Origin of the sequence: Klebsiella scottii (assembly GCF_036561945.1) — a bacterium.
Taxonomy (GTDB): Bacteria; Pseudomonadota; Gammaproteobacteria; order Enterobacterales; family Enterobacteriaceae; genus Klebsiella; species Klebsiella scottii.
Genome location: NZ_JARXNI010000020.1, coordinates 1,975,079 through 1,991,618, shown reverse-complemented (window position 1 = coordinate 1,991,618; position 16,540 = coordinate 1,975,079). Strand labels below are relative to the sequence as shown.

The 16,540-nt window shown below is 55.7% G+C and carries 20 protein-coding genes; 12 read left to right on the top strand and 8 right to left on the bottom strand.

Annotated elements, in window-relative coordinates:
* Window positions 1–9 precede the first annotated feature (9 nt).
* Window positions 10–975, top strand: coding sequence for a succinylglutamate desuccinylase (gene astE, locus QFI97_RS17010; protein WP_346431651.1), 966 nt, complete (start codon window positions 10–12; stop codon window positions 973–975).
* A gap of 356 nt (window positions 976–1,331) precedes the next feature.
* Entirely contained in the window at window positions 1,332–1,814 is a 483-nt protein-coding gene (gene spy / locus QFI97_RS17005; RefSeq protein ID WP_095096907.1) for an ATP-independent periplasmic protein-refolding chaperone Spy, read from the top strand.
* A gap of 82 nt (window positions 1,815–1,896) precedes the next feature.
* On the opposite strand, the gene cho is transcribed toward spy, so the two are convergent.
* A complete protein-coding gene (cho, locus tag QFI97_RS17000; protein WP_346431650.1) occupies window positions 1,897–2,769 on the bottom strand; it encodes an excinuclease Cho in 873 nt (290 codons plus the stop codon).
* A gap of 101 nt (window positions 2,770–2,870) precedes the next feature.
* Window positions 2,871–3,695: an NAD(+) synthase gene (nadE, locus tag QFI97_RS16995; protein ID WP_346431649.1), complete on the bottom strand. Its 825-nt coding sequence runs from the start codon at window positions 3,693–3,695 to the stop codon at window positions 2,871–2,873.
* A gap of 278 nt (window positions 3,696–3,973) precedes the next feature.
* Here nadE and osmE point away from each other — a divergent pair, with 278 nt between their 5' ends.
* From osmE to cedA, 8 genes are all read left to right on the top strand, one after another.
* Complete coding sequence (gene osmE, locus QFI97_RS16990) at window positions 3,974–4,312, top strand: osmotically-inducible lipoprotein OsmE (RefSeq protein WP_041145135.1); 339 nt, start codon at window positions 3,974–3,976, stop codon at window positions 4,310–4,312.
* 283 nt (window positions 4,313–4,595) lie between these two features.
* Window positions 4,596–4,916 carry a PTS N,N'-diacetylchitobiose transporter subunit IIB gene (gene chbB / locus QFI97_RS16985; RefSeq protein ID WP_041145136.1) on the top strand — a complete coding sequence of 107 codons (321 nt, stop codon included), beginning with the start codon at window positions 4,596–4,598 and terminating at the stop codon, window positions 4,914–4,916.
* 168 nt (window positions 4,917–5,084) lie between these two features.
* Entirely contained in the window at window positions 5,085–6,443 is a 1,359-nt protein-coding gene (gene chbC / locus QFI97_RS16980) for a PTS N,N'-diacetylchitobiose transporter subunit IIC (RefSeq protein WP_346431648.1), read from the top strand.
* 52 nt (window positions 6,444–6,495) lie between these two features.
* On the top strand, window positions 6,496–6,843 hold the full coding sequence (gene chbA / locus QFI97_RS16975) for a PTS N,N'-diacetylchitobiose transporter subunit IIA (protein ID WP_095096918.1): 348 nt from the start codon (window positions 6,496–6,498) through the stop codon (window positions 6,841–6,843).
* Window positions 6,844–6,855: 12 nt separating this feature from the next.
* Window positions 6,856–7,695 carry a transcriptional regulator ChbR gene (chbR, locus tag QFI97_RS16970; protein WP_255430873.1) on the top strand — a complete coding sequence of 280 codons (840 nt, stop codon included), beginning with the start codon at window positions 6,856–6,858 and terminating at the stop codon, window positions 7,693–7,695.
* Window positions 7,696–7,797: 102 nt separating this feature from the next.
* Entirely contained in the window at window positions 7,798–9,144 is a 1,347-nt protein-coding gene (locus tag QFI97_RS16965; RefSeq protein ID WP_346431647.1) for a 6-phospho-beta-glucosidase, read from the top strand.
* A 12-nt stretch (window positions 9,145–9,156) separates the two neighbouring features.
* The gene (chbG, locus tag QFI97_RS16960; RefSeq protein ID WP_331835424.1) at window positions 9,157–9,915 is read left to right on the top strand and encodes a chitin disaccharide deacetylase; all 759 of its coding nucleotides are present in this window, start codon (window positions 9,157–9,159) and stop codon (window positions 9,913–9,915) included.
* Window positions 9,916–10,186: 271 nt separating this feature from the next.
* Complete coding sequence (gene cedA, locus QFI97_RS16955) at window positions 10,187–10,426, top strand: cell division activator CedA (protein ID WP_095096931.1); 240 nt, start codon at window positions 10,187–10,189, stop codon at window positions 10,424–10,426.
* Window positions 10,427–10,496: 70 nt separating this feature from the next.
* Here the strand turns inward: cedA and QFI97_RS16950 are convergent, their stop codons facing one another.
* The 4 genes from QFI97_RS16950 to hxpB form a co-directional block, all read right to left on the bottom strand.
* Entirely contained in the window at window positions 10,497–11,888 is a 1,392-nt protein-coding gene (locus tag QFI97_RS16950; protein WP_095096933.1) for an L-cystine transporter, read from the bottom strand.
* Between the two features lie 133 nt (window positions 11,889–12,021).
* A complete protein-coding gene (locus QFI97_RS16945; RefSeq protein WP_095098108.1) occupies window positions 12,022–12,612 on the bottom strand; it encodes a metal-dependent hydrolase in 591 nt (196 codons plus the stop codon).
* A 91-nt stretch (window positions 12,613–12,703) separates the two neighbouring features.
* A complete protein-coding gene (gene kduD, locus QFI97_RS16940; protein WP_346431646.1) occupies window positions 12,704–13,465 on the bottom strand; it encodes a 2-dehydro-3-deoxy-D-gluconate 5-dehydrogenase KduD in 762 nt (253 codons plus the stop codon).
* Between the two features lie 144 nt (window positions 13,466–13,609).
* Window positions 13,610–14,278, bottom strand: coding sequence for a hexitol phosphatase HxpB (hxpB, locus tag QFI97_RS16935; RefSeq protein WP_346431645.1), 669 nt, complete (start codon window positions 14,276–14,278; stop codon window positions 13,610–13,612).
* A 151-nt stretch (window positions 14,279–14,429) separates the two neighbouring features.
* Between hxpB and QFI97_RS16930 the strand changes: the two genes are divergently transcribed.
* On the top strand, window positions 14,430–14,966 hold the full coding sequence (locus tag QFI97_RS16930) for a YniB family protein (RefSeq protein ID WP_095096942.1): 537 nt from the start codon (window positions 14,430–14,432) through the stop codon (window positions 14,964–14,966).
* A gap of 33 nt (window positions 14,967–14,999) precedes the next feature.
* Here QFI97_RS16930 and yciA read toward each other — a convergent pair whose 3' ends face one another.
* Window positions 15,000–15,398 carry an acyl-CoA thioester hydrolase YciA gene (yciA, locus tag QFI97_RS16925; RefSeq protein ID WP_095096945.1) on the bottom strand — a complete coding sequence of 133 codons (399 nt, stop codon included), beginning with the start codon at window positions 15,396–15,398 and terminating at the stop codon, window positions 15,000–15,002.
* Window positions 15,399–15,583: 185 nt separating this feature from the next.
* On the opposite strand from yciA, the gene QFI97_RS16920 reads away from it, so the two are divergent.
* Complete coding sequence (locus QFI97_RS16920) at window positions 15,584–15,820, top strand: hypothetical protein (RefSeq protein ID WP_095096948.1); 237 nt, start codon at window positions 15,584–15,586, stop codon at window positions 15,818–15,820.
* Window positions 15,821–15,989: 169 nt separating this feature from the next.
* Here the strand turns inward: QFI97_RS16920 and QFI97_RS16915 are convergent, their stop codons facing one another.
* A complete protein-coding gene (locus QFI97_RS16915) occupies window positions 15,990–16,526 on the bottom strand; it encodes a septation protein A (RefSeq protein ID WP_346431644.1) in 537 nt (178 codons plus the stop codon).
* Between the last annotated feature and the right edge of the window lie 14 nt (window positions 16,527–16,540).

Here is a 16,540-nt window from a genome sequence, read left to right as displayed (position 1 = left end):
GGAGACGCAGTGGACGACTTTCTGGCATTAACCCTGGCGGGGTGTTTGCCCCACCATTTTCACGGCGAAACGGCGCACTTCCGCTGGCACTGGCTGGACTGCGGTATTTTACAGCTCACGCCGCACGCGCGCTGCGAGCGGGCGCTGGTGCTCTCCGCCGGGCTCCACGGCAATGAAACCGCGCCGGTAGAGATGATCGATATTCTGCTGCGGCAGCTGTTCAGCGGCGAGCTGCCGCTACGCTGGCGGCTGCTGGTGGTGTTGGGCAACCCTCCGGCGCTGCGGGCCGACAGGCGCTACCTCGCCAGCGATATGAACCGTATGTTCAGCGGACGCTGGCAGGACTTTCCCGCCAGCGATGAAACGAGGCGGGCGCGGCGGCTGGAAACGGTGCTGACGCGGTTTTATGCCGACGCTGGCGGTGCCCGCTGGCATCTTGATTTACATACCGCGATCCGCGGATCGCATCACCTCCGCTTTGGGGTGCTTCCGGCGCGACAGACTCCGTGGGATGACGGTTTTCTGAGCTGGCTGGGCGCGGCAGGGCTGGAGGCGCTGGTATTTCATCAGCAGCCGGCGGGCACGTTTACCCACTTCAGCAGCGACCGCTTTGCGGCGCTCTCCTGCACCCTTGAGCTGGGCAAGGCGCTGCCGTTTGGCGCGAATGAGCTGGAGCGGTTTGCCGTCACCCTGCGCGCGCTGATGCGCTTACTGGTCGGCGATCTGGCGGTAGAAGAGGGGCACGAAGCGCTGCGTTATCGGGTGGTCCAGCAGATCACCCGTGGCAGCGAACATTTTCAGCTGCATATGCCGGCGCAGACGCTCAACTTTACGCCGTTTAGCGCCGGGACGCTGCTGGCGGAAGATGGTGAGACCCGCTACGTGGTGGAAAAGGCCCTGGAGTATGTCCTGTTCCCAAACCCTTCTGTCGCGCTGGGCCTGCGGGCCGGGCTGATGCTGGAGCGGTTGTCCTGAACATAAATACGCCCGCTGCCCGTCCGCGGCGGCGTAAATTTTCACCGTGAACCGGATCGTATAATCTTATTTTTTCGTGCCCCGACGTTTGATTACAGATTATTCCTGGCTAACCGCTTTGTTTTTAATCTCTGCTGCTTTATAATCTCCATTATTTCTTTATAAAACAGCTTATTAAATATTTTTAGTTGCAATTACCTCCTCATTTTCCTTATTTTCTCCACAATTGGTGAGAAAATGTTTTTTACACTTTCATTGTTTTACGCTTGCTCTGACTAATTGACGATAAACGTCGTAAAGTTTATCTCGTCAACACGGCACCAGGCCGTGAGAATAACTTAAAGTAAGGACTGAATATGAAGAAGATTACTGCTCTGTTTGTTGCCTCTACTCTGGCCCTGGGCGCTGCTAACCTTGCTCACGCCGCGGATACCACCGCGACCCCGACCGACAGCAAGCCAATGATGCACCATAAAGGGATGCCCGGCGGCCAGCACGATATGATGTTTAAAGGCCTGAACCTGACCGATGCGCAAAAACAGCAGATCCGCGACATCATGAAAAGCCAGCGCGAAAATATGAAGCGTCCTTCCCTCGACGAGCGCCGCGCGATGCATGAGCTAATTGCCAGCGATACCTTCGATAAGGCGAAAGCGGAAGCGCAAATCGACAAGATGGAAGCGCAGCATAAAGATATGGCGCTCTCCCGTATCGAAACCCAGAACAAGATTTACAACATTCTGACGCCGGAACAGAAAAAACAGTTCAATGCTAATTTTGAGAAGCATCTGACAGATCGTAAAGCGCCGGAAGGTAAAATGCCTCCATCTGCTGAGTAATTCAGCCCGCGGAATGAAGACCGCCGGTTCTGCCCAACATACGCCGTCAGGCTTTGGGCAGGACCGGCGGTTTTTTCGTTTGTCAGGGCGCCGGCTGAAGCGGGTGGAGCGTAAAATCGCCGCGCAGCAGCGGCTTGCAGAGAATTTTGTAGCCGTCATGATCGAAGCCCGCCGGCAGCTGCGTCAGCGCTTGCGCCTGCGCTAGCGTCTCGACCGCCCCCAGCCACAGCCAGTTATGAATCACATGATAGCGGGTCATATCAGGCCCGGTCTCTTCCAGCGCAACCGGGCCCGGCCAGGGCCAGCATACCAGCCGCATCTGCGCCATACTGGCGTGCAGCCGCGCGTTGTGGGCTTCTACGCTCTCTTTACCGCAGCAGGCGCCGGCGCATCGCCCGAGCGCGGAACGAAAGCAGGCCCGGCCGCGGCTGAGCGGTTCCAGCCCCAGCAGCCCGTAGCACAGCCGGTGTTCATCGGCGAGGCTGGTCAGCGCCTGCAGGGCCGCGCGGCGGTTCGCGAACAGGCCGTGCAGATGCTCCTGGCGGGAAAAGTCCAGCTCACGGGCATACACCACCTGCGGGCGGGAGTCGCTCAGCAGCAGCGAGCAGAGCTGTTTAGTGCGCCGTAGCCGCTTATTGAACAGCGGCTGCTGCTCCTTAATAAGCTGCGCTTCGAGCAGAAGCGCGCCGAGTTCGCCCGCGGTACGATGCCAGCTAATGCGCCGCGCCTGGCGCAGCATGGCGGCTTCATCCGGCGTGCGCAGATGCGATAGCACCCGGCTGCGAATATTGACGCTTTTACCGATATACAGCGGCAGGGTGTCGCTTTCGCCGTGAAACAGATAGACGCCCGGCAGGCTGGGCAGAGACGCCAGCCAGGGACGCAGATGTTCGGGATATGTATAAATTGCCGCCGCTTCAAACTCCAGACGCGGGGCGGATTGCCTTCTGACCACAATGGCTCCTGATGCTGTTTATATAACCAGTATAGCAGTCCGTGGGGGCGGGCGAAAAGAGCAAAAAATAACCCCGGCGGGTGCCGGGGCTGCGGAGAGGATTATTTCTTCCAGAAGTCGTCGAAGACGGTGATCGGCGGCCGACGTTTGTGTTCCGTTTTCAGGTACCAGCCTTCAATAATTTTGGCCGTTTTCTCGTCGAGGGTTTTCCCTTCCAGATAGTCATCGATATTATCGTAGGTGACGCCCAGCGCGGTTTCATCTGGCAGGGAGGGGCGGTCATCTTCCAGATCGGCGGTTGGCAGCTTCTTGTACAGATGCTCCGGACAGCCCAGCCGCGCCAGCAGCTGTTTACCCTGACGCTTGTTAAGGCGGAAAATAGGGTTGATATCGGTGCCGCCGTCGCCATATTTGGTAAAGAAGCCGGTGATCGCTTCCGCCGCATGGTCGGTGCCGACCACCACGCCGTGGGTCATGCCGGCGATGCTGTACTGCGCCTTCATGCGCTCGCGCGCTTTTTCATTACCGCGAACAAAGTCGCTGAGTTCAATCCCGGCTTCCCGCAGCGCCTGCTCGCTGGCCAGCACCGCACCCTTAATATTTACCGTCAGCAGGCGATCCGGCTGAATAAAGGCGATGGCATCCTGACAATCCTGCTCATCCGCCTGCGCGCCGTAGGGCAGGCGGACGGCGATAAACTGGCGGCTGTCGTCGCCCTCCGCCCGCAGCTCATTGATCGCCTGCTGGCACAGTTTACCGGTCAGGGTTGAATCCTGGCCGCCGCTGATGCCCAGAACCAGCGACTTAATAAAGGGATAGGTTTGCAGATAGGACTTCAAAAAATCTACGCTGCGGCGAATCTCACCGTCTGTATCGATCTGGGGTCTGGCCCCCAGCGCCTGAATAATTTCTTGTTGTAGCGTCATCGCGCCCTCCGGAAAGTGAATCTGTTTGGCAACCAGCATGGCTTAAAGCTACCTCTTTGCCGTTGAAACGACAAGGATCGTCGTTTTGAGTGCTGCAAAAGAAGGCAATCAATGACATACGATTTTTTTATGGTACGTACTGCGGCCCGCAGGATGCATTGTGCGGCGGGTGAATCTGGCCCTATCGGCCTGAAATTTAGCTTAAATCCACCTTCGGCTTGAAAAGTAACGATATTTATTCCAGGCTTATTCACACGCCAAATAAAAGAGGACGGAATATGAATAAGAATTTAGCAGGACTTATGGGCGCAGCGGCAGTACTGACCATGCTGGCTGGGTGTACAGCCTACGATCGTACTGCAGACCAGTTCACACAGCCGGTTGTTAAAGATGTCAAAAAAGGGATGTCGCGCTCCCAGGTACTGCAGGTGGCGGGCAAACCGTCATCTGAAGTGACGATGATTCACGCCCGCGGCACCTGTCAGACATACATCCTGGGTCAACGGGATGGTAAAATGGAGACCTACTTCGTCGCTCTCGACGAGACCGGTCACGTAATGAACTCTGGCTATCAGACCTGCTCGGAATACGATACGGACCCGCGCAACAGCAAGTAGTATTTGATACTGAGCCCTACGAAGGCCCGACCATTGGTCGGGTTTTTTTATGCGCGCTGATTCTTATTTAATTGCGCGAATTATTTGAGGGAAATGTGAGGGTAGTCAAAACGCGAGGTCAATGAGAGACAATTTTGTTTAACCAGGAATTATCCAGGCGTCAGGCGATGCCGTATACTCAATGCATAAACAATATCAATTGAACAGTGACATGCCTTACCCGGCTCTTCGGCATAATATTCTGCCAGAAGGCCGCCAGGTTCTACAAATTGAGGAAGCGTTCATGGAAAAGAAACATATCTATCTGTTTTGCTCGGCTGGAATGTCCACTTCGCTGCTGGTATCCAAAATGCGTGCCCAGGCTGAAAAATATGAAGTGCCGGTCATTATTGAAGCATTTCCTGAAACCCTCGCCGGGGAGAAGGGGCCGGAAGCCGACGTTATTTTATTAGGCCCACAGATTGCGTATATGCTTCCCGAGATTCAGCGGCTGCTGTCCAATAAGCCGGTGGAAGTGATCGACTCTGCGCTGTACGGCAAAGTTGATGGTTTAGGTGTTTTGAAAGCGGCCGTTGCGGCCATTAAGAAAGCTGCTGCACAATAATTTAATTTTAAAACTCGACCTTTCGGGTCGCTGGCGAAGCGAATTTTCGGCTTAATGAAATATCTGCCGTGCCGGCCGCCCGAATAATAAAGAGTTTATTTTCCCGTCAAAGAGTAATTTCATCATTATGCCGTAATCGCACAATTACGGCTTTAAAGGGTATTGACTATGAGTAAAGTGATTGACTCGCTTGAAAAGGTACTCCTTCCTTTTGCTGTTAAAATAGGAAAGCAACCGCACATTAATGCGATTAAAAACGGCTTTATTAAATTAATGCCGTTGACCCTCGCCGGGGCCATGTTCGTATTAATTAACAACGTCTTTCTCAGCTTTGGTGAAGGCTCTTTCTTCTATTCAATGGGGGTCCGCCTGGATGCCTCAACCATTGAAAGCTTAAACAGCTTTAAAGCTATCGGCGGTAACGTTTATAACGGTACCTTAGGCATTATGTCGCTGATGGCGCCGTTCTTTATCGGCTCGGCGCTGGCGGAAGAGCGCAAGGTCGACCCGATGGCCGCCGGGCTGTTAGCCGTCGCGGCATTTATGACCGTCACTCCCTATAGCGTCGGCGATGCTTACGCCGTGGGCGCCAACTGGCTGGGCGGGCAAAATATTATTTCGGGGATGATCATCGGTCTGGTGGTGGCGGAGCTGTTTACCTTCGTTATTCGTCGCAACTGGGTCATTACCCTGCCGGACAGCGTGCCGTCATCGGTATCGCGTTCGTTCTCGGCGCTGATCCCAGGCTTCCTGATCCTGTCGGTTTTCGGCATCGTCTCCTGGCTGCTGGCCTCGTATGGCAGCAACTTCCACCAGATTATTATGGACTCCATCTCCACGCCGCTGGCGGCGATGGGCAGCGTTGTCGGCTGGGCGTACGTTATTTTCAACTCCCTGCTGTGGTTCTTTGGCGTACACGGTTCGCTGGCGCTGACCGCGCTGGATAACGGCATCATGACCCCGTGGGCGTTGGAAAACATTGCGCTGTATAACCAGTATGGTTCCGTTGAAGCGGCCATTGAGGCGGGCAAACAGTTCCATTTCTGGGCCAAGCCGATGCTCGATTCGTACATCCTGCTGGGCGGCTCCGGCGCGACTCTGGGCCTGATTATCGCCATCTTTATCGGCTCGCGTCGTGCCGACCATCGTCAGGTTGCTAAGCTGGCGCTGCCGTCAGGCATCTTCCAGATTAACGAACCGATTCTGTTCGGCCTGCCCATTATCATGAACCCGGTGATGTTTATCCCGTTCGTGCTGGTGCAGCCGATTCTGGCAGCCATCACCCTGGCGGCCTACAGCATGGGGATTATTCCTCCGGTGACCAACCTGGCTCCGTGGACTATGCCGACCGGTCTGGGCGCCTTCTTTAACAGTAACGGCAGCGTCGCTGCTCTGCTGGTGGCGCTGTTCAACCTTGGTGTCTCGACCCTGATCTACCTGCCATTTGTCGCGATTTCCAATAAAGCGCAAAGCACCATCGAGCAGGAAGAGAGCGAAGAAGATATCGCTAACGCACTGAAATTCTGATGTCGAGCGGTACGGGAGCTTTCCCGTACCGCCTGAGAAATGAGGGAATAATATGTTTGATTTGGACCATATCGAAGCAGAAGAGATGCCTGAGAATGACCTCGAAGAGGTGGTGATGGGGCTGATTATCAACTCCGGACAGGCCCGCAGCCTGGCCTATGCCGCGCTGAAGCAGGCGAAACAGGGCGACTTCGCCGCCGCTAAAGCGATGATGGAGCAGTCGCGGGTGGCGCTGAGCGAAGCCCACCGCGTACAGACTCAGCTGATTGAAAGCGATGAAGGCGAAGGGAAAATGAAGGTCAGCCTGGTGCTGGTTCACGCGCAGGATCATCTGATGACCTCAATGTTGGCCCGCGAACTGGTCGCCGAATTGATTGAGCTACATGAGAAGGTACAATAGGCCATCTACACGATGAGGCAGCCAAAGATGATGACCACAGAAATCAGTACCGCCCGCGAACAGCAGCTCTTCAACGGGAAAAACTTTCATGTGGTCATCTACAACAAGACGGAAAGCGTTAGCGGGCTTCACCAGCACGACTATTACGAATACACCATCGTTTTAACCGGGCGCTATTATCAGGAAATTAATGGCAAACGGGTGCTGCTGGAGCGCGGGGATTTTGTCTTCATCCCAATGGGGTCGCACCATCAAAGCTTTTACGAGTTTGGCGCGACGCGCATTCTTAACGTCGGCATCAGCAGGAGTTTCTTTGAGAAACACTATCTGCCGCTGCTGCCGTTTGGGCTGGTCGCTTCGCAGGTCTACGCGGTCAAAAGCACCTTTCTCAGCTACATCGAATCGGTGATTGCTTCGCTGAATTTTCGCGAAACTGAATTTGACGAATTTATTGAACTGGTCTCGTTTTACACCATTAATCGTTTACGGCACTACCGCGAGGAGCCGGTGCAGGATGTCATTCCGCAGTGGCTAAAAAATACCGTCGAGGATATGCACGATAAACATAAATTTGGCGAAGGGGCGCTGGAACAGATGGTCGAGCTCTCCGGGAAAACTCAGGAATATTTAACCCGGGCGACCCAACGCTATTATGGTAAAACGCCGATGCAGATTATTAATGACATTCGCATTAACTTCGCCAAGAAACAGCTGGAAATTACCAACTACTCGGTAACCGATATTGCTTACGAATCAGGCTACAGTAGCCCCAGTTTGTTTATTAAAACATTCAAAAAACTGACCTCATTTACGCCAAGCAATTATCGTAAGAAGCTTACCATCGTTAATTAACCGGAGCGGAACCTTCCGCGCTGGAAAATATTCAGATTAACTGTCCGTATTGATACGGAGAGTGGGCTACGCGCAATTCGTGGCGCCACAAGGGAGAATATAATGAGCCAGAAATTAAAAATCGTTACTATCGGCGGCGGCAGCAGCTATACCCCTGAACTCCTCGAAGGATTCCTCAAGCGTTATCACGAGCTGCCGGTTACGGAACTGTGGCTGGTGGATGTGGCGGAAGGGCAGGAGAAGCTCGATATTATCCACGCTCTCTGCGAGCGGATGGTGGAAAAAGCCGGCGTCCCGCTGAAAGTCTATAAAACGCTGGATCGCCGCTCGGCGCTGGAAGGCGCGGACTTCGTCACCACTCAGCTGCGCGCTGGTCAGCTGAAGGCGCGTGAAAAAGACGAGCGTATCCCCCTTAGCCACGGCTATCTTGGCCAGGAAACTAACGGCGCCGGCGGCCTGTTCAAAGGTTTGCGCACCATTCCGGTGATTTTTGATATCGTCAAAGATGTGCAGGAGATCTGCCCGGACGCATGGGTAATTAACTTTACCAACCCGGCGGGAATGGTGACCGAGGCCGTATATCGCCATACGAACTTCCGGCGCTTTATCGGCGTGTGCAATATTCCGATCGGCATGAAAATGTTTATTACCGACGTGCTGCAGCTGAGCCCGGGCGATGAGCTGAATATCGACCTGTTTGGCCTCAACCACCTCGTGTTTGTGCGCGACGTGCTGGTGAACGGCGTATCGCGCTTCGACGAGCTGCTGGACGGCGTCGCGTCCGGGAGCCTGAGCGCCAACTCGGTGAAAAACATCTTCGATTTGCCGTTCAGCGAAGGGCTGATTCGCTCCCTGCGCTTAATTCCGTGCTCCTATCTGCTGTACTACTTCAAGCCGAAAGAGATGCTGGCGATTGAAATGGGCGAGTACTATAAGGGCGGTGCTCGCGCCCAGGTGGTGCAGAAGGTGGAAAAACAGCTGTTCGAGCTGTATAAAAATCCGGATCTCAACGTTAAGCCGAAGGAGCTGGAGCTGCGCGGCGGGGCATACTACTCCGACGCGGCCTGCGAAGTGATCAACGCTATCTACAACGACAAGCAGACCGAGCACTACGTGAATATTCCGCACCATGGCCACATCGATAATATCCCGGCCGACTGGGCGGTGGAAATGACCTGTACGCTCGGCCGCGACGGGGCGAAGCCGACGCCGCGCATCACCCGTTTCGATGAAAAAGTCCAGGGGCTGATTTACACCATCAAGGGCTTTGAAGTGGCGGCGAGCCAGGCGGCGATAAGCGGCGAGCTGAACGATGTGCTGCTGGCGCTCAATCTGAGCCCGCTGATTCACTCCGACCGCGATGCCGAAATGCTGGCGCGTGAAATGATCCTCGCCCACGAAAAATGGCTGCCTAACTTTGCGGCGACGATTGAGAAACTGAAACAGTAACGGGAGCGGCTGATGGAACGCGTGTTAATCGTTAATGCCGACGATTTTGGCCTCAGCAAGGGGCAGAACTACGGCATTATTGAAGCTTGCAAAAACGGGCTGGTGACCTCGACCACCGCGCTGGTTAACGGCGCGGCAATCGGCCACGCGGCCCAGCTCAGCCGCTGCGTGCCGGAGCTGGGCGTCGGGATGCACTTCGTCCTGACGCTGGGCGAGCCGCTCTCCGCGATGCCGGGCCTCACCCGCGAAGGGCGTCTGGGGAAGTGGATCTGGCAGATGGCGGAAGAGGGAAGCCTGCCGCTGGATGAGATCGCGCACGAGCTGGAGTGTCAGTATCAGCGGTTTATCGAGCTGTTTGGCTATGAACCGACGCATATCGACAGCCATCACCATGTGCATATGATTGCGCAGATTTATCCCATCGTGGCGGCATTTGCCCGCGAGAAGGGCGTGGCGCTGCGTATTGACCGTCAGCAGGCGCAGCGCGACGGCCTGGCGCAGGATGCGGCGCGCAGCAGCGATGGCTTTGCCAGCGAGTTCTATGGCGACGCGATTTCTGAAGCGTTGTTCCTGCAGACTCTGGATGATTCAATCCAGCGGGAAGAGGCGTCGCTGGAAGTGATGTGCCACCCGGCGTTTATTGACCACACCATCATGAGCAGCGCCTACTGCTACCCGCGGCTGGCTGAGCTGGAGGTGCTGACCTCCGAGGCGCTGAAATATGCTGTGGCCGAACGCGGCTATCGTCTCGGGACCTACCGCGACGTATAAGGCGCGGATTGGCCCGCGGTAAAGGCCCGTCAGGGGAGACGCTGCCGGGCCTTTTGCTATGCCGGGAGCGCCGCCATCAGGGTTAACACATTAACCATCGCGCCGTTACGACAAACGGTCGTTGCTGAACCCAAACCCCGATGACAATGGAGCGTTACGGCTGTTGCGTTTTGTCGAAGCAAAACGAGTGGCAAGCAGGGGGCGACGCAAAGGGGGATCTTCGGCTATGATGGCGGTTCTGTTCCCGCTTTGTTTAGTGAATCCATGAGCTATGAAAACACTTCGCCAACAAAATCGCCCTGTCATTAGCTACGTGCCTCGAGCGGAGCCAGCGCCGCCGGAACACGCCGTCAAAATGGACGGTTTTCGCGACGTGTGGCTGCTGCGGGGTAAGTACGTGGCCTTTATTTTGCTCGGGGAACGCTTTCGTCGCTCTCCTGCGTTTAGCGTGCCGGAAGCGGCGCAGCGCTGGGCGACGCAAACTCGTCAGGAAAACGAGCTGGCGCCCTGAGCGCATAATTGAGCAATAAAAAAACCGCAGATAGGGCGCTATCTGCGGTTTTTTTTATCCCGACCTGAGGTTAACGGTGCGCCAGTTCGGCGTCGTCTTCGCTCTCAAGAATGGTTTTATCCGTCTGGCGCAGCCACTGGCTGGTCAAGGTTCCGGCGGTCATTGAACCGCTAACGTTCAGCGCGGTGCGGCCCATGTCGATCAGCGGCTCAACGGAGATTAACAGCGCGACCAGCGTCACCGGCAGGCCCATCGCCGGCAGGACGATCAGCGCGGCAAAGGTTGCGCCGCCGCCGACGCCGGCAACACCGGCGGAGCTCACGGTAACAATCCCGACCAGGGTGGCAATCCACAGCGGATCGAGCGGGTTGATGCCGACGGTTGGCGCGACCATCACCGCCAGCATTGCCGGGTAGAGGCCGGCACAGCCGTTTTGACCAATCGTGGCGCCAAACGAGGCGGAGAAGCTGGCGATCGATTCAGGTACGCCCAGACGACGGGTTTGCGCTTCCACGTTCAGCGGAATGGACGCGGCGCTGGAGCGGCTGGTGAAGGCAAAGGTCAGCACCGGCCACACTTTGCGGAAGTATTTCAGCGGGCTCACGCCGTTAACCGCCAGCAGCAGCCCGTGGACCACGAACATGATGCCAAGGCCAAGGTAGGAGGCGACAACGAAGCTACCGAGCTTGATGATGTCCTGCAGGTTGGAGCCCGCCACGACTTTAGTCATCAGCGCCAGCACGCCGTACGGCGTCAGCTGCATCACCAGGCGTACCAGCTTCATCACCCAGGCCTGCAGGGTATCGATGGCGGTCAGCACGCGCTGGCCTTTGGCGACGTCGTCCTTCAGCAGCTTCAGCGAAGCGACGCCGAGGAAGGCGGCGAAGATAACAACGCTGATGATAGAGGTCGGGTTAGCGCCGGTCAGGTCAGCAAACGGGTTCTTCGGCACAAAGGAAAGGATCAACTGCGGAACGCTGAGATCCGCGACCTTACCGGCGTAGTTGCTCTGAATGGCGTTCAGGCGGGCGGTTTCCGCGCTCCCCTGGACCAGCCCTTCGGCGGTCAGGCCAAACAGGTTGGTCACCAGTACGCCAACCAGGGCGGCGATAAGGGTGGTGAACAGCAGGGTACCAATGCTCAGGAAGCTGATTTTACCCAGCTGTGAAGCATTGTGCAGGCGCGCGACGGCGCTCAGAATAGACGCGAATACCAGCGGCATTACGATCATCTGCAGCAGCTGCACGTAGCCGTTGCCAACGATATTGAACCATTGAATGGAATCTTTTAGTACCTGGCTGTCGGAACCGTAAATAAACTGCAGCGCAAGACCGAACACGACGCCAATGACCAGACCGACCAGCACTTTTTTGGCGAGGCTCCACTGTTTGTGGCGAGTTTGGGCCAGCGCAAACAGCAAAATCGCGAACACGATAACGTTCGCTATAAGTGGAAAGTTCATCCCCGTTCTCCTGATATCTTTATTACCTGGGCTGGCCTGTTTACCAGCTCTTATGGCGCAAGGTTAGCAGAAGCGGAATTCATTACTTATATTCAAATGGAATTGATTATAACTAATTTGATATTTCGTTTATTTATCGTCCGGTCTGCTGACTAATGAAGCGATTAAAGGTTATCTGCAGCGTATTAATCATGCCGGATGACCAGCGCACGGCGCTATTTTCGGCGAGAGTTTGCGGCATCCACACCGCGTAGACAAACAGCGCCATGCACAGCGCGCGCTCCAGCTGGTTGCCCTTGCGCGGCGCGAGGATAGGCAGGCGAAAACGCCAGCGACAGGGCCACAGCAGCGGCACGCCGGCGGGGGTCAGCATGTCGGCAAGAATATGGCTGAGATAGCCGAGCACCAGCCCCTGCAGCGCGTCGGCGGGCACAAACCAGCTTTCCGGGACTTTCAGATAGAAAAGGGTGATCGCCGCGAATACCGCCAGCAGGCTGTGGGTGAACCCCCGATGACCAAACGCGCGCGCCACCGGCCTGGAGATCCAGCTCAGCCGCTGGCCCAGAAGTGATTTAGGGTGATCGATATCGGGCAGCAGGCAGGTCAGCACCGCGGAGGGGACGATATGCCACCAGTCGCCCTGCGCCAGCACGGGCGTGAGCTCCGCATTTTTAGCAAATACCGCACAGGCGATAGAAAAGAAGAGATGGCCTTCCGCCGTCATGATAAAAACCCTAAACTGTCGATTCATACAGTATAGGGTTTTTATACAGTGTGCGAAAGAGGTGACGGTGTAACTCTTTGTCACAAAATTGTCAGCGCGCCAGCCATCCGCCATCCACCGCCAGGGTGTAGCCGTTCACGTAATCCGCCGCGGCCGAGGCGAGGAACACCACCGGTCCTTGCAAATCGTCCGCTACTCCCCAGCGCCCGGCGGGGATGCGGTCGAGGATCTCTTTGCTGCGCTCGCTATCGTCACGCAGCTGTTGGGTATTATTGGTCGCCATATAGCCCGGCGCGATGGCGTTAACGTTAATGTTGTGTCCCGCCCATTCGTTGGCCATCAGGCGGGTTAAGCCGAGTACGCCGCTCTTTGAGGCGGTGTAGGACGGGACGCGGATCCCGCCCTGGAAGGAGAGCATCGAGGCGATATTAACGATCTTGCCGCCGCCGCCCTGCTTAATAAACTGCCGGGCGACCGCCTGGGATAAAAAGAACACCGACTTCAGGTTGAGGTTCATGACATCGTCCCAGTCGCGCTCGCTAAAATCGAGCGCATCGGCGCGACGGATTGTCCCGGCGTTATTGACCAGAATATCTATCCGACCCATGGCGGCAACGGCTTTAGCCACGATTTGGCTTATCTCGTCCTGGCGGCTGAGATCCGCCTGAACCGCGCTGAAGCGGCGGCCCAGCGCCTGGACTTTTTCTGCGGTTTCGTGCGGGACCTTACGGTTGACGCTGACGATATCGCACCCGGCCCGGGCAAGCCCCACGGCCATTCCCTGACCCAGCCCAGTGTCACATCCCGTCACGATCGCGACCTTACCCGTAAGATCGAAGGCGTTAAGTACCATATGTCCCTCCGTATGCTGATGTATGCGTGAATACACGCCGTTGCAGCCAGCATAGAGGCACCAGAGGGAAAAAACAATTAAAAATGAAACGGTGTTTTATTTTATGTGATGAGGCAGCCGTTGCTCCCTCATCACTCCGGCCGCTTAGCCGCGCAGGTCGCTGACGCTAAGCGCCGTCAGCGTTGTCAGCTTAACGTCGGCGAGCGCAAATCTCCGGTCATGACTATGCTCCTCGGCCGGGATCACGATTGAGCGCATGCGCGCCGCCTTGCAGGCGATCATGCCGTTAACCGAGTCTTCGAGCGCCACGCAGTTCATCGGGTCAACGCCTAGCTTTGCCGCGCAGTCGAGGTAGACCTGCGGATGCGGTTTGCTGTACGCCAGCAGCTCGGCGGAGGCCAGAGCGTCGAACTGGTCGCGCAGTTCAAACATGGTGAGCACTTTTTCCAGCATCCGCAGCGGCGAGGCGGAGGCGAGACCAATCTTCAGCCCCTGCGCCTTGCACAGCGCAACGGCTTCGCGCACGCCGGGCAGCAGGGGACGCGAGGCTTCCACCAGCTCAATGGCACGGCTGATAATACGCGCGGTGACGTCGGCGCGGTCCGGCCCCGTCCACGGCTGCTGCGCAAACCACAGGTCCACCACTAAATCGATGCGCAACCCGAGAATATCGGGCAGTTCGCCGCGACGGCTGATATCCACACCGAGGCTTGCTATCACCTCCAGCTCCGCCCGATCCCATTGCGGCTCAGAATCAATCAGTAATCCATCCATATCGAAGATTGCGGCATGAATTTGGCGCCTGGCTGACATATGTCCCTCTCCTGTAGCGTAAGTCGATAATCAATTTGCGTTCATGGTATATCATACCGCGCTTTATTGGGCGAAATTCGCCAGTGAAGGTAGACTTAGAACCTGACCGGTTGGTTCTTGGCAGTGAAGGCGTCTTAAACAAGGGGAACCCATGACGTATCAACAAGCTGGACGCATTGCAGTACTTAAACGTATTCTGGGGTGGGTCATCTTTATTCCCGCGGTAATATCGACGCTGATTTCCGTACTGAAGTTTATGTATGAGCATAGCGAGAAGAAGCCGGGTATTGATGCGGTGATGATGGACTTTGCGCACGTAATGATTGAAATGATGCGTTTCAATACGCCGTTTCTTAACTTTTTCTGGTACAACTCGCCGCTGCCGGACTTTAAGCACGGCCTGAATATTGGCTTCTGGATAATCTATATTCTGGTCTTTGTCGGGATGGCGCTGCAGGCCTCCGGCGCGCGGATGGGCCGCCAGGCGAAGTTTCTTCGCGAAGGGGTTGAGGATCAGCTGATTCTGGAACAGGCCAAAGGCGCGGAAGGGCTGACGCGGGAGCAAATCGCTGAACGTATCGTGGTGCCGCGCCATACGATCCTCGTGCAGTACTTCCCGCTGTACGTTCTGCCGGTGGTGATTATTATTATCGGCTACTTCTTCTTTTCGCTGCTCGGCTTCCTGTAAAGCGATAGATTGCCCGGCCTGCCGGGCAATGTTTCACTCGCCGGGGATGGCGCGCGGCTTGCCCTGATTGTCCACCGCTACGTAAATGAATAACGCTTCCGTTGCCTTGTAGCGCTGCCCGATGGGTTCCGATGAGACCTTTTTCACCCAGACTTCAATATTAATGGTGATAGAGGTATTGCCGCGTTTTACGCAGCGGGCGTAGCAGCACACCACGTCGCCGACGGCGACCGGGCGCAAAAAGGTCATGCCGTCCACGCGGACGGTGACGACACGGCCGTGGGCAATCTCTTTGGCCATAATCGCGCCGCCGATATCCATCTGCGACATCAGCCAGCCGCCAAAAATATCGCCATTCGCGTTGGTATCTGCCGGCATCGCCAGGGTGCGTAAAACCATTTCGCCCTTCGGGGCGAGGTCTGTTGTTGTCATTCTGTACTCTGTGTGGTCAATGAAGATCTGGCGCGATGCTACTATGAAAATCGCCGCGTGAGAATAGCCGTCGCCGCGCGGCTATTGGCCGTCAGCTGCCAGGCCGGCTGAATCTTAATGGGTATGGAAAATGTATGACGGCTAAATCATACTCACTCCCTCGGTAATAAGTTGAGGAAGCTAGTATGAACGACGATTTCCAGGCGATAAAAGATGAATTCGAGAAGCATGGGGAAGATGGCGGGGAAGGGATCGCGCAGGCAATGTATGAGGCCTTATCGCAGCGTCTGGCGCCTTACTTCTTTAACCTGGATGACATCAATAAGCGCAGATTTCTCATCAAATTAGATGAGGGAGAAAAAGAGATCGGCACGCGGCAAAAGTATGATTGGTTTGCCGCCCTCAACAGGAACAAACCCTAGCTCGTCAGGCGGCCTCCGTGAGTGCCGTAAACCCGTCGCGAGCAGATCGGGGTCAACGCTCCGCGGCGCAAAAAAAAGCACGCTTCGCGTTATCAGAACCCGCAGCGTGCTTTTTAGTTTTAAATTCACAATCAACGATTTGATCGATAAAGGTTTTTACCTTTATCTATCACTTATCATCCTGTGGCATATGGCGATAGATATAGACGCCGCTCAGCAGAGTGAAAACCAGGGTCAGCGCGGTGAGGCCAAAGACCTTGAAGTTGACCCAAATGTTCTGCGGCAGCCAGAACGCAATGTAAATATTCGCCAGCCCGCAGAGGATGAAAAACACCGCCCAGGCCAGGTTCAAACGTGACCATACGTGCTGCGGCAGCGTCAGCTCTTTGCCGAGCATGCGCTGAATCAGCGGCTTTTTCATGATCCACTGGCTGAACAGCAGGGCGCCTGCGAACAGCACGTAGATGACGGTAACCTTCCATTTAATAAACTCGTCGTTATGGAAGAAAATCGTCAGGCCGCCAAAAACGGCGACCAGCACAAAGGTGATCAGCGCCATTTTTTCAATTTTGCGATAGCGCACCCAGGTGTAGATCAGCACGACCGCGGTGGCGACAATCAGCGCCGTGGTGGCGGCGTAGATATCGTAGAGCTTATAGAATGCGAAGAAGACGACCAGCGGTAAAAAATCCAGAAACTGCTTCATGCATAGGTTCCGTA